The following is a 12,804-nucleotide window of genomic DNA, read 5'->3' as shown; positions in this document are numbered from 1 at the left end:
CCGGCATGCAGGTATCTTGGGCTGGCATTGCCTGTTTGTTAATATATGAAATAGTATATTCATCCGATATTTTTCTATGCAACCTTTAAGGAATGATATGAAAATCAAGGCTATTTTCTGTGTTGGCGCGGTATCCCTGCTGGCCATTCTGCCCGTATCGCAAGCGGCCCAGCCTGGCGAGGCGCTCGCTGCGGCGGTACCGCTTGCGAAAGGCGTGGCGCTGTTTCCGCAAGAAGGGAATATTCCACCGTTCCGCGGGTCGAAGTAAGGCCACTGCGGCAGCTCATGCGGCGCGGCGCCGGTCAAGGTAAGATGGTGGCTTTTTCAAGACCTTGAGAGGCCCCGGGTGCGCGTATTGCTGGTGGAAGACGATCCGATGATCGGGGAAAGCCTGGTCGAAGGCTTGCGCGGCGAGTGCTATGCCATCGACTGGGTGCGCGATGGCCACGATGCGGAGCTGGCGCTGGCCGGTTTCGCCTACGATTTGATGCTGCTGGACCTGGGCTTGCCCGGCAAGCAGGGCATGGACGTGCTGCGCAGCATGCGCGCGCGGGGCGCCGAGTTGCCCGTGCTGATCATCACGGCGCGCGACGGCACGCCGGCCCGCGTGGAAGGCCTGGACAGCGGCGCCGACGATTACCTGGTCAAGCCCTTCGACCTCGACGAGCTGCTGGCGCGCATCCGCGCCTTGCTGCGGCGCCGGGTCAGCCGTTCTCGCTCCGTCATCGAGCATGGCGCGCTGATCCTCGACCTGGCCAGCCACGACGTCACGTTCGAAGGTGAGCTGATCAAGCTGCCGCCGCGCGAATTTTCCGTGCTGCGCGCCTTGCTCGACCATCCGGGCAAGGTGGTGTCGAAGCGCCAGCTGAGCGAAAAGCTGTACGGCTGGGATTGCGAAGTGGAAAGCAATACCGTCGACGTGTACGTGTACCAGTTGCGCAAGAAGCTCGGTGCGGACAGCATCCAGACCGTGCGCGGCGTGGGCTACAAGATGCGGGTGGCAGCATGCTGACCATCCGCCGCCAGTTGCTGCTCGGTTTGCTGGCCGCCACCTTGCTGTGCGTGCTGGGCGCCGGCATTTCGCTGTTCCGCTCGCTGCTGGAAGAAACCAATGAACTGGCCGACTTGCAGCTGCGCCAGCTGGCCGTGGCCTTGCCCGACGAGTTCGAGACGCAGACGGGCCTGGCCGCCGCGCAAGACCCGGAAGAAGCGTTCGTGCTGCAGGCGTGGGATGAAGACGGCCAGCCCTTGCCCGTCCTGCAGGGCCAGCCAGCACTGCCGCGCTATGCGCTGGCCGGCTTTGCCGATGTCGTGCTGCACGGCGAGGACTGGCGCCTGTACGGCGAAACTCGGCGCGGCCGCTACGTGCAGGTGGCGCAGGCGCAGGCCGTGCGCGACCAGCTGGCCTGGCAAATGACCACGCGCGCCGGCGCACCGCTGCTGGTGTTCGCGCTGATCCTGGCGCTGCTGATCGTCGCCGTGGTCGGGCGCGCGCTGGCGCCGCTGCACCGGCTGGCCGAATCCGTGGCGGGCCGGTCGCCGGACGCCTTGACGCCGCTGGCGGCCGACGACATGCCACCCGAACTGCGGCCAGTGGCCTTGGCGCTGAATAGCCTGATGGGGCAGTTCGAGGCGGCGCTGACGGCGCAGCGTACCTTTGTCGCCGATGCCGCGCATGAATTGCGCTCGCCGCTGACGGCGCTGAAACTGCAGCTGCAGGTGGCCGAACGGGCCGGCAGCGAGGAGGAACGCCGCGTGGCCCTGGCGCGGCTGCACGAACGGCTGGACCGCAGCACGCACCTCGTGCGTCAATTGCTCAGCCTGGCGCGCCATGAAACGGCGTTGACTTCCAGCCAGCTGCACACGGTGGACCTGGGGCAATTGCTGGAAGCGGCCGTGGCCGACCACAGCGCGCTGGCCGACAGCCGGGCGATCGACCTGGGCGTGGTGGAAGCGCCGCCGGCCAGGGTGTTGGTGCAAGCCGATCCCGACGGCTTGCAAGTGTTGCTGAATAACCTGATCGACAACGCCTTGCGCTACACGCAGCAGGGCGGCAGGGTCGACTTGCAGGCGGCGCTGGAAGAGGGCCGGCCGCTGCTGCGCGTGTCCGACAACGGCCCCGGCGTGCCGCGCCAGCATCATGCGCGCCTGTTCGACCGCTTCTTCCGTCCCGACGGCAACGACGCCTGGGGCTGCGGCCTGGGCCTGTCCATCGTGCGCCACATCGCCGAGCACCACCAGGCCGATATCGCGCTGGCCGAAGGGGACGAGGGGCGGGGATTGCAGGTGACGGTGCGCTTTCCGCAAGCGGCGTGAACGGTCAAAAAAAAGCGGATGCCGGCGAGGGCATCCGCTTTTCAGTCACGGGCGAGGCGCTGACAACGCTTACGCCAGCTCGGTGATGAATTGCTCGCGCGCAGGGCGCACTTTTTTCAAGCTCACCAGCCAGTCGCCTGCGTCGGCGCGGTAGCCGAGCGGCAACATGACGACGGAACGCAGGCCTTTTTCGCGCAGGTTCAGGATTTCGTCGACCTTGGCCGGATCAAAGCCTTCCATCGGCGTCGAATCGACTTTTTCCTGCGCCGCAGCGATCAGGGCCGTGCCCACGCCGATGTAGGCCTGGCGCGCCGCGTGCTGGTAGTTGGTTTCCGCATCGCGCTGTGGATACGCGGCCAGGATTTGCTGGCGGTACGCTTCCCAGCCTTCATTCTTGAAGCCGCGCACTTCATTGACCAGGTCAAAGCGCGCGTTGATGCGTTCTACCGTGTAATTATCCCAGGCGGCAAACACCAGCAGATGCGAGGCGTCCGTCACTTGCGACTGGTTCCACGCGTGCGGCTTGATCTGCTCGCGCAGGGCCGGATTCGTCACGACGAAGACTTCGTAAGGATGCAGTCCGCTGGAGCTGGCCGTCAGGCGCACGGCTTCCAGGATGCGCTCGACCTTGTCTTGCGGCACCGTTTTCGTCGGATCCATCTTCTTGGTGGCGTAGCGCCATTGCAGTGTTTCGAGCAGTGCGGACATGTCAATCTCTTTCATAATGAATAGTTCAGATTGGAAATGATAGCGGATTCGGGCATTTCAAGTGCGCTGGACAAAAAAGTACCGGTATAGCGCACTCATGCACGGTTGTCTACAGGCCAAGCATGGCAAGCTCATGTTGCGGGTAGCGCGCGCCCTGCACGCTGGCGGGCGCGATGGCCGCGCCGATGGCGGCCAGCTCGGTGTCGCTCAGGGATATCTGCGCTGCGGCCACGTTCTCTTCCAGGTGCGCCAGGCTGCGGGCGCCCGGTATCGGCACGATGTCAGTACCTTGCGCCAGCAGCCAGGCCAGCGCCAGCTGGGCCGCCGTGGCGCCGCGCGCGGCCGCCAGGCGCTGCAGTTCGGCAACGAGATGGGCATTGGCGGCCATCGCGGGCGGCTGGAAGCGGGGCAGGCTGTGGCGGTAGTCGTCGGGCGCCAGTGCGGCGCTGGAAGTTAGCTGGCCCGTCAGGAAGCCCCGGCCAAGCGGGCTGTATGGCACGAAGCCGATACCGAGCGCGCGGCAGGCGGGCAGCACATCGGCTTCCACGTCGCGGCTCCACAGCGAATACTCGGACTGCACGGCTGCAATCGGGTGCACGGCGTGGGCGCGGCGCAGGGTGGCGGCCGACACTTCCGACAGCCCCAGGTGAAGCACCTTGCCCGCCCGCACCAGATCGGCCATGGCGCCGACCACGTCTTCGATGGGCACGGCGGGGTCCACGCGGTGCTGGTACAGCAAGTCGATGCACTCGATGCCCAGTCTGGACAGCGACGCTTCCACGGCTTGGATAATGTGCTCGGGGCGGCTGTCGACACCGGCCATGCGTTCCACGCCCTGGCCGTGGGGCAATATCTTGAAGCCAAACTTGGTGGCGATGTGGACCTTGCCGCGCAGCTGCTTCAGGGCGCGGCCTACCAGTTCCTCGTTGGCGTAGGGGCCGTAGACTTCCGCCGTGTCGATCAGGGTCACGCCCAGTTCCACGGCGCGGTGCAGCACGCGCAGCGAGCTGGCCTCGTCCGCGCCGCCGTAGGCAAAGCTCATGCCCATGCAGCCCAGGCCGATGGGGGCGACGCGCAAACCGGAGTTGCCCAGTGTTCTGTGTTCCATTGTCATTCCTTTTCAAAAAAAAGATGCGAGGAGTATGGGCGAAGCAACAGCATGCGATAAGATGGTTAATCCTGCATGTATTGCTGAATGAAACTCATGAATGATGGCTGATCTGAACGAATTGGCGGCCTTTGCCGCCGTCGCCCGCCTGCGCAGCTTTCGCAAGGCGGCCCTGGAACGGGGCGTATCCGCCTCCGCCCTCAGCCACGCGCTGCGCGCGCTGGAAGAGCGCCTGGGCGTGCGCCTGCTGAACCGCACCACGCGCAGCGTCACGCCGACCGAGGCAGGGCAGCAGCTCTTGGTGCGGCTGGCGCCGGCCATGCGCGAAATCGATGATGCCTTGCTGGACTTGAGCACTTTGCAGGATGTGCCCACAGGCAAGCTGCGCCTGAACGTGCCCCGTCCGGCCGCCCGGCTGCTGCTGGCGCCCATGCTGGCCAGTTTTGTCGCCCGCTATCCGCGCGTGCAGGTCGAAGTGGTCACCGATGATGGCATGATCGATATCGTGCGCGACGGTTTTGACGCGGGCATCCGCTTCGGCGAGCAGGTGGCGGCCGACATGATCGCCGTGCCCGTGGGCGCGCCGCAACCGTTCGTGGTGGTGGCGTCGGCCGCCTACCTGGCGGCGCATGGGGCGCCAAGCACGCCGCGCAACTTGCTGGAACACGCTTGCATAGGCCGGCGTTTCCCCAGCGGGCGCCAGTATGCATGGGAATTCGAGCAGGACGGGGAGGGTGTCAGCATCGCCGTCGGCGGCCCGCTCGTGTTCGACGATGATGAATTGATGCTGCGCGCGGCGCGCGATGGCGCGGGGCTGGCATACGTGTACGAAGCCGATGCGCGCGCCGATCTCGCGGCGGGGCGCCTGGCGTGCGTGCTGGAGCACTGCATGCCGCCGCCGTCGCGCTACTTCCTGTATTACCCGAGCCGGCGGCAGATGCCGGCCGTGCTGCGCGCCTTTGTCGACTTGCTGCGCGCGCCGGCGTAGTCAGCCGACGGGCGGCGGCGCGGCATGTTCGACCGGCCACTTGACGGTAAACACGCTGCCGCCCGCCTTGCCACGCGTGCAGACGGCGCTGCCGCCATGCGCGCGGGCGATGGCTTCAACCACGGCCAGTCCCAGGCCGCTGCCCGCGTTCAGGTCGACCCTGGCGCTGTCGCCGCGGCGGAACGCTTCGAACACATGCGGCGCCAGGTCTTCCGCGATGCCGGGACCCGCATCCTCGACGCTCAGGTAGTACTGGCCGGCCTGCACGCGGGTGCGCACGCGCAGCAGGCCCGGATGCGCATAGCGGCGCGCGTTGTCGAGCAGGGCCAGCACGATTTGCCGGATGCGCGCCGCGTCGCAGCAGACGGGATGGTCGGACAGGTGCAATTGCAACGTAAAGCCCGCCGCTTCCATCTCTTGCGCCAGCAGGCGGCGCACTTCGCCGATTTCCAGGGTCAGGTCCGTCCACGCCATGCGCAGTTGCATGTGGCCGCTGTCGGCCAGGCTCAGGGTGCGCAAGTCCTCGATCAGGCGTCCCAGGTCCTCGACTTGCGCCAGCAGGCTGGAAAACGGCACTTCCTCGGGCTTGAAGACGCCATCGACGACGCCTTGCAAGGTGCCGCGCAGGATGGTCACGGGCGTGCGCAATTCGTGCGCGATGGCCGCGTTCCACGTTTCGCTTTCCTTGGCGCCCCGCTGCAGGCGCTCGGCCATGCTGTTGAAATCGTCGACCAGCATGGCCGTCTCGCCCAGGCTGCGGTCGCCCGCGAAGGCGCGCGCGGACAGGTCGCCATGGGCCACGCGGCGCACGCTGTCCATCACGGAATTGATCGGTTTGAGGATGCGCGAAGCCAGCTTGAGGGCGAAAAAGGCGGCCAGGCCCAGGCCGAAGATGGTGATGGCGAAAATCCACAGCCATTCGACGGTGCTGGGCGACCAGTCGTCCGGCTCGGACAGCATGCCGGGGTCGATCTTGAAGGCGATGGCAAAGAAGGTCCAGGAACCGATCCAGATGATCAGGATGCTGCTGACCATCAGCACGGACATCGACAGGATGATTTGCCGGTTCAGGCCCGTGAAGCGCATCAGAAGTCGCTTTCCAGGCGGTAGCCCACGCCGCGCAGGCTGGCCGGCATGTTCAGCACGCCCGCTTCTTCCAGCTTCTTGCGCAGCTTGCTGACGTGGCTGTCCACCGTGCGTTCCATAGAATTGCTCTCGGGCATGCACGACTCGAGCAATTCCAGGCGGCTGCAGACGCGCCGCGGCGTGCGCGCCAGGTGCGCCAGCAGGCGGAACTCCGTCAGCGTCAGGCTGAGCATGAGAGGCTGGGCCATGCCATCGCGCAGTACGCTGGCCACATAGGTTTCCTGGTCGATTTCGATGGGGCCGCAGCGCAGGCGCTGGCCGCCGACCGGGTGGTGGCGCACGCGCGAGCGGCGCAGCACGGCCGCCACGCGGGCCACCACTTCGGCCGGATTGAAGGGTTTGATGATGTAGTCGTCGGCGCCCACGCGCAGGGCGGCCAGTTTATCGGCATCCTGGTCGCGCGCCGTGAGCATGATGACGGGCGTTTCGCCGCGCCGCCGCACTTCGGCCAGCACGCCCCAGCCATCGACACGGGGCATTTGCACGTCGAGCAGCAGCAGGTCCGGCGCCAGCGCCAGGTGCTGCTGCAGCGCTTCCTGGCCATCGTGCGCAAAGGCCGTGCGGTAGCCGTCGCGCTCCAGGTAGCCGGCGAGGATGCGGGCGATTTGCGGTTCATCTTCGGCGATCAGGACGAGGGCGGAAGGCGGCGTGGTGGCAAGGAAGGAGGGCTGGCTGGCGCTGTGATGATAGTTCATATAAATAGTCTAGCATTCTTCGCTGTCTCCATCGAATCTCCACATTTCTTTGACGGAACATCCACGTTGGCCTTCTATGCTCTTGTTATCTGTCGACCGGACTGCCGGTTGGGATCAGCCATAGAGAAAAGTCATGCCAGTAAAGTACCTCACCAGGAAAAACATGTTGATCGCCGCGGCACTGCTCAGCCTTGCCGCCTGTTCCAAACCCGCGACGGAAGAAGGCGCCGCGCCGCCCGCCGCCGTCACCGTGCTCAAGCTGCAAGCGGCGCCCGTCGTCCTCAGCGATGAATTGCCGGGCAGGGTGGTCGCCTTTCGCACGGCCGACATCCGCCCGCAGGTGGGCGGCATCGTGCTGCGCCGCCAGTTCGAGCAGGGCGCCGAAGTAAAAGCGGGGCAGAAGCTGTTCCAGCTGAACCCGGCCCCATTCCAGGCGGACGTCGATTCGGCCGCCGCCGCCCTGCAGCATGCGGTGGCCACGGCCAAGCGCGCCAGCAGCCAGGCTGACCGATTGAAACCGCTGGTCGAGGCGGACGCCATCAGCCGCCAGGCATATGACGATGCCGTGGCCCAGCGCGAGCAAGCCGTGGCCACCGTGGCGCAGGCGCGGGCCAGCCTGGCGCGCCGCCGCCTGGACCTGGCTTTTGCCAGCATCGAGGCGCCGATTGCCGGGCGCATCGGCTCCGAACTGGTAACGGAAGGCGCGCTCGTGGGCATGACGGATGCGGCGCCGATGGCGCGCATCCAGCAGATCGACAAGGTGTACGTCGACGTGCGCCAGCCGGCCGCCGCGCTGGCCGCCTTGCAAGCCTCGGGTACCGGCGGCGCGGACAAGCTGCCCGTGACCATTTTGGGCGCCGATGGCCAGCCTCATCCCGTCACGGGCCGCATCCTGTTCTCGGGCATCAGCGTCGATGCGGGTACGGGCGACGCCGTCGTCCGCGTGCTGGTCGACAACCCGCAGCGCCAGCTGCTGCCGGGCATGTTCGTGCGCGCCCGCATCGCCCGCGCCGTGCAGGCAAATGGCGTGCTGCTGCCGCAGCAAGCCGTCTTGCGCAGCAGCGGCGGCCAGGCGCAGGCCTGGGTGCTCGATGGCAAGCACAAGGCAAGCCTGAAACCCATTAGCGTGGGCGACGTGATCGAGCACCAGTACGTGGTCAACGGCGGCTTGAAGGCCGGTGACACCGTCGTCATCGAAGGCCAGGAACGCTTGCAGCCGGGCGCCACCGCCGCGCCGCAGCCGTGGAAGCCGGCCGTCGTGGCAACGGCGGCTGCCGCCAAGGCGCGTTGATGCCCACTTTGAATACAATGAAAGCCTAACGACATGCCTCAATTTTTCATCAACCGCCCCGTCTTTGCGTGGGTGGTGGCGGTCTTCATCGTCCTGTTCGGACTGATCGCCATACCGCAATTGCCGATTGCGCGCTTTCCTTCGGTGGCGCCGCCCAGTGTCAGCATCAGCGCCAACTATCCCGGCGCCACGCCGCAAACCATGAACGATTCCGTGGTGGGCCTGATCGAGCGCGAACTGTCGGGTGTCAAGCACCTGCTGTATTTCGAGTCGTCTACCGATACGTCGGGCTCGGCTTCGATCACCGTCACCTTCCAGCCGGGAACGAATCCGGAAATGGCGCAGGTGGACGTGCAAAACCGCCTGAAAGCCATCGAGCCGCGCTTGCCGCAAGCCGTACGGCAAAACGGTTTGACGGTGGAGTCGGCGTCGTCCGGCTTCCTGATGATCGTCAGCCTGATTTCCGAGAATGGCCAGCACGATGAAGTGGCGCTGGGCGACTACCTGGCGCGCAACGTGACGGAAGAACTGCGCCGCATTCCCGGCGTGGGCAAGGTGCAGCTGTTCGGTTCCGAGCGGGCCATGCGCATCTGGGTCGATCCGGCCAAGCTGGTGTCATACAACATCGCCATGGGCGAGCTGACGGCCGCCATCGCGCAGCAAAATGCGCAGATCGCGCCGGGCCGCCTGGGCGACTCACCCGCCGTGCACGGCCAGCGCGTGACCATTCCGCTGACGGTGCAGGGCCAGTTGCAAACGCCGGCGGAATTTGCCGCCATCGTCCTGCGCGCGAATGCGGACGGCTCGAAAGTGACCATCGGCGACGTGGCGAAAGTGTCGCTGGGCGCGCAAAGCTTCAATTTCAGCATCCGCGAAAACGGGCAAGCCGCGTCGGGCGCCGCCATCATGCTGTCGCCGGGCGCCAACGCCGTGCAGACGGCCAGCGCCGTGCGTGCGCGCATGGCCGAACTGGCGCACACCATGCCGGCCGGGATCAAGTACTCGGTACCGTTCGACACGGCACCGTTCGTGAAAATCTCGATTGAAAAGGTCATCGTCACGCTGTTGGAGGCGATGGTGCTGGTGTTCCTCGTCATGTATCTGTTCCTGCAAAAGATACGCTACACCCTGATTCCCGCCATCGTCGCGCCGATTGCCCTGATGGGCACCTTCACGGTGATGCTGCTGGCCGGCTATTCCGTCAACGTGCTGACCATGTTTGGCATGGTGCTGGCCATCGGCATCATCGTCGACGACGCCATCGTGGTGGTGGAAGCCGTCGAGCGGCTGATGGCGACGGAGGGCTTGTCGCCGAAGGAAGCGACATCGAAAGCCATGCGCGAAATCACCGGTGCGGTCGTGGGCATCACGCTGGTGCTGACGGCCGTGTTCATCCCGATGGCCCTGGCCAGCGGCTCCGTGGGCGCCATCTACCGCCAGTTCACGCTGGCCATGGCCGTGTCCATCCTGTTCTCGGCCTTTTTGGCCTTGAGCCTGACGCCGGCCTTGTGCGCCACCATGTTGAAACCGATCGGCCCGCACGACCACGATAAAAAAGGCTTCTTCCTGTGGTTCGACCGCCAGTTTGAGCGCATGACGGCGCGCTACGAAAAAGGCGTGGTGGCGATGCTGAAACGCGCGGGCCGCTCGATGGTGCTGTATGGAGCCATCGTCGCGGCGCTGGGCGTGGCTTTCATGCAGCTGCCGTCGGCCTTCTTGCCGGAAGAAGACCAGGGCTACTTCATCACCTCGATCCAGCTGCCGTCCGACGCCACCATGGAGCGCACGCTCGACGTCGTCAAACTGTACGAGCAGCACGTGGCCACGCGGCCCGGCATTGAGGTAAATCAATCGATCCTCGGCTTCAGCTTTTCCGGCGCGGGCCCGAACGCGGGCCTGGCGTTCACCATGCTGAAGGACTGGAAGCAGCGCAATGGCGCCACGGCGCAGGAAGAAGTGGCGCTGGCGCAGGAAGCCATGTCGCAGGCGAAGGAGGGCGTGATCATGAGCCTGATGCCGCCCGCCATCGATGAACTGGGCAACTCGTCCGGCTTTTCCATGCGCCTGCAAGACCGCGCCAACCAGGGTATCGCTGCCATGCAGGCAGCGCAGAACCTGTTGCTGGGCCTGGCCGCGCAAAGCAGCAAGGTGGCGGGCGTGTATCCGGACGGCTTGCCGCCCGGCGCCAGCGTGCGCCTCGATATCGACCGCACCAAGGCGGAAGCGCTGGGCGTGTCGTTTACGGCCATTGCCGACATGCTGACGGCAGCCATGGGTTCGACCTATGTCAACGATTTCCCGAACGCCGGCCGCATGCAGCAGGTGATCATCCAGGCCGATGCGCCGTCGCGCATGCAGCTGAACGATGTGCTGGCCTTGCGCATCCGCAATAACGCGGGCGGCATGGTGGCCCTGGGTGAACTGGTGCGCCCCGTGTGGAGCGAGTCACCGCTGCAACTGGTGCGCTACCAGGGTTATCCTGCGGCGCGCATTTCCGGCAGCGCGGCGCCCGGCGTATCGAGCGGCGACGCCATGCTGGAGATGGAACGCCTCGTGAAGCAATTGCCGCCCGGCTTCGCGCTGGCGTGGACGGGCCAGTCGCTGCAGGAGAAGGAATCGGCGTCGCAAGCCCCCATGCTGATGGCGCTGTCGATGCTGGTGGTGTTCCTCGTGCTGGCGGCCCTGTATGAAAGCTGGAGCATTCCCGTCTCCGTGATGCTGGTGGTGCCGCTGGGCTTGCTGGGCGCCGTGCTGGCCGTGATGTTGCGCGGCATGCCGAACGACGTGTTCTTCAAGGTCGGCATGATCACGATCATCGGCCTGTCGGCGAAGAACGCCATTTTGATCGTCGAATATGCGCGCCAGCTGCAGGCGCAAGGGCGTGGACTGGTCGAGGCGACGGTGGAAGCGGCTAGATTGCGCTTGCGCCCGATTTTGATGACGTCGCTGGCGTTTGCGCTGGGCGTCGTGCCGCTGATGCTGGCCACGGGTGCCAGCGCCGAGACGCAGCATGCGATCGGCACGGGCGTGTTCGGCGGCATGATCACCGCCACCGTGCTGGCCGTGTTTTTCGTGCCCGTGTTCTTTGTCGTGGTGCTGGGCGCCGTCGACAAGATGGACCGCTATTTTAATAAACGCAGTCATCACACCGCCATCAAGGCGGTGGAAGGGGAGTTGTAATGCGCTGGTTTTATCTGTTACCGATCGCCGGCTTGTTATCGGCGTGTTCATTGACGCCGCCGCTGGTCAAGCCGGCGGCGCCGATACCGGCCAGTTATGGCGAGGCCGCAGTGCCAGCCACGGCCGACACTGCGGCGGACCTGGGCTGGCGCCAGATGCTGCTCGATGCGCGCCTGCAGCGCCTGGTCGGCATCGCGCTGGAAAACAACCGCGACTTGCGCGTGGCGTCCCTCAACGTGGAAGCCGTGCGGGCCCAGTACCAGATCCAGGATGCGGGCCGCTATCCGGCCATCGGCGCGAATGCCGGCGGCGTGCGCCAGCGCGGTGCCGATGCCCTGACACAAAACCAGTTCAGTGCCGGCATCGCCATGAGCGCGTTCGAGATCGACTTGTTTGGCCGCCTGCGCTCTCTGTCCGATGCGGCGTTTGCGCGCTACCTGGCGACTGAACAGGGCCAGCGCGCCGCGCACATGGCTCTGATCGGAGGCGTAGCCGACGCGTATCTGGAACAGCGGCTGGCCGAGGAACAGCTGGCGCTGGCGCGGCAAACCCTGGTCGACTGGCGTCAGGCCCTGGTCCTGACGCAGCGCCTGCACGGCGCGCAGCAGGGCAGTGGCCTGGACGTGGCGCAAGCGGAAGGGCAGGCGGCCACGGCGGAAGCGGACGTGCAGGCACGCGAGCGGGCCAGTCTACTTTCGCGCAACAATCTGGAATTGCTGCTGGGCGCGCCGCTGCCAACGGACTTGCCTGCTGGCCGCGCGCTCGATGGCCAGCCCGTGCTGACGCAGCTGCCGCCCGGCCTGCCATCGGACTTGCTGGCGCGCCGCCCCGATATCCTGCAAGCGGAACATGCGCTGGTGGCGGCGAATGCGGAAATCGGCGCCGCCCGCGCCGCCTTCTTCCCGCGTCTGTCGCTGACGGCGTCGCTGGGCTTTGCCAGCCCGGAACTCAGTGACTTGTTCCGCGGCAGCGCGCGCAGCTGGTCGTTTGCGCCGCAAGTAACGCAACCGCTGTTCCAGGGTGGCCAGCTGCGCGCGGAATTGCAGCTGTCGCGCCTGCGCAAGGACGTGGCCGTGCTGCAATACGAACAGGCGATCCAGGCAGCGTTTCGCGACGTGCGCGACGGCCTGGCCGGCAGCGCCACGTATGCGCAGCAGATCGCCGCGCAAGAACGCGTGGTGGTGGCGGCGCAGCAGCGCCAGCGGTTGTCGCAGCTACGCTACGACGCCGGCCAGGACAGCCGCCTGGAATTGCTCGACGCGCAGCGCCAGTCGTACGCGGCGCAGCAAACCCTGCTCGACGCGCGGCGCGACCAGTTCAAGTCGGCCGTGGCCCTGTACAAGGCGCTGGGGGGAGGGCTGGAAGAGTAGGG

11 protein-coding genes are annotated in these 12,804 nt (G+C 65.9%); 7 read left to right on the top strand and 4 right to left on the bottom strand.

All coding sequences use genetic code 11. The annotated features are described in order from the left end of the window. Positions 1-97 precede the first annotated feature (97 nt). From SJI03_RS10950 to SJI03_RS10940, 3 genes are all read left to right on the top strand, one after another. The gene (locus tag SJI03_RS10950; RefSeq protein ID WP_322427207.1) at positions 98-268 is read left to right on the top strand and encodes a hypothetical protein; all 171 of its coding nucleotides are present in this window, start codon (positions 98-100) and stop codon (positions 266-268) included. A gap of 78 nt (positions 269-346) precedes the next feature. Further along, positions 347-1,012: a response regulator transcription factor gene (locus SJI03_RS10945; RefSeq protein ID WP_322427206.1), complete on the top strand. Its 666-nt coding sequence runs from the start codon at positions 347-349 to the stop codon at positions 1,010-1,012. Further along, positions 1,006-2,316 (top strand): ATP-binding protein, encoded by a 1,311-nt coding sequence (locus SJI03_RS10940; RefSeq protein WP_322427205.1) that lies wholly within the window; start codon positions 1,006-1,008, stop codon positions 2,314-2,316. Before SJI03_RS10945 ends, SJI03_RS10940 begins: the two co-directional genes overlap by 7 nt. A gap of 69 nt (positions 2,317-2,385) precedes the next feature. Here SJI03_RS10940 and SJI03_RS10935 read toward each other — a convergent pair whose 3' ends face one another. Both SJI03_RS10935 and SJI03_RS10930 read right to left on the bottom strand, forming a co-directional pair. Further along, a complete protein-coding gene (locus tag SJI03_RS10935) occupies positions 2,386-3,024 on the bottom strand; it encodes an NAD(P)H-dependent oxidoreductase (RefSeq protein WP_322427204.1) in 639 nt (212 codons plus the stop codon). A 109-nt stretch (positions 3,025-3,133) separates the two neighbouring features. Continuing rightward, on the bottom strand, positions 3,134-4,132 hold the full coding sequence (locus SJI03_RS10930) for an aldo/keto reductase (protein ID WP_322427203.1): 999 nt from the start codon (positions 4,130-4,132) through the stop codon (positions 3,134-3,136). Positions 4,133-4,232: 100 nt separating this feature from the next. Between SJI03_RS10930 and SJI03_RS10925 the strand changes: the two genes are divergently transcribed. After that, positions 4,233-5,120 carry a LysR family transcriptional regulator gene (locus tag SJI03_RS10925; RefSeq protein WP_322427202.1) on the top strand — a complete coding sequence of 296 codons (888 nt, stop codon included), beginning with the start codon at positions 4,233-4,235 and terminating at the stop codon, positions 5,118-5,120. On the opposite strand, the gene SJI03_RS10920 is transcribed toward SJI03_RS10925, so the two are convergent. After that, the gene (locus SJI03_RS10920) at positions 5,121-6,206 is read right to left on the bottom strand and encodes an ATP-binding protein (RefSeq protein ID WP_322427201.1); all 1,086 of its coding nucleotides are present in this window, start codon (positions 6,204-6,206) and stop codon (positions 5,121-5,123) included. Then, positions 6,206-6,961, bottom strand: coding sequence for a response regulator (locus SJI03_RS10915; protein WP_219308741.1), 756 nt, complete (start codon positions 6,959-6,961; stop codon positions 6,206-6,208). Before SJI03_RS10915 ends, SJI03_RS10920 begins: the two co-directional genes overlap by 1 nt. Before the next feature lie 163 nt (positions 6,962-7,124). On the opposite strand from SJI03_RS10915, the gene SJI03_RS10910 reads away from it, so the two are divergent. The 3 genes from SJI03_RS10910 to SJI03_RS10900 are packed head-to-tail and all read left to right on the top strand — an operon-like array spanning position 7,125 to position 12,802. Next, positions 7,125-8,252 (top strand): efflux RND transporter periplasmic adaptor subunit, encoded by a 1,128-nt coding sequence (locus SJI03_RS10910; protein ID WP_322427200.1) that lies wholly within the window; start codon positions 7,125-7,127, stop codon positions 8,250-8,252. A gap of 33 nt (positions 8,253-8,285) precedes the next feature. Next, positions 8,286-11,432 carry an efflux RND transporter permease subunit gene (locus tag SJI03_RS10905; protein ID WP_322427199.1) on the top strand — a complete coding sequence of 1,049 codons (3,147 nt, stop codon included), beginning with the start codon at positions 8,286-8,288 and terminating at the stop codon, positions 11,430-11,432. Then, a complete protein-coding gene (locus tag SJI03_RS10900) occupies positions 11,432-12,802 on the top strand; it encodes an efflux transporter outer membrane subunit (RefSeq protein WP_322427198.1) in 1,371 nt (456 codons plus the stop codon). The genes SJI03_RS10905 and SJI03_RS10900 overlap by 1 nt, the downstream gene beginning before the upstream one ends. Positions 12,803-12,804 lie beyond the last annotated feature (2 nt).

Origin of the sequence: Janthinobacterium sp. GMG1 (genome assembly GCF_034427795.1) — a bacterium.
Classification (GTDB): Bacteria; Pseudomonadota; Gammaproteobacteria; order Burkholderiales; family Burkholderiaceae_D; genus Janthinobacterium.
This window is presented reverse-complemented; position numbering and strand designations above follow the sequence as displayed.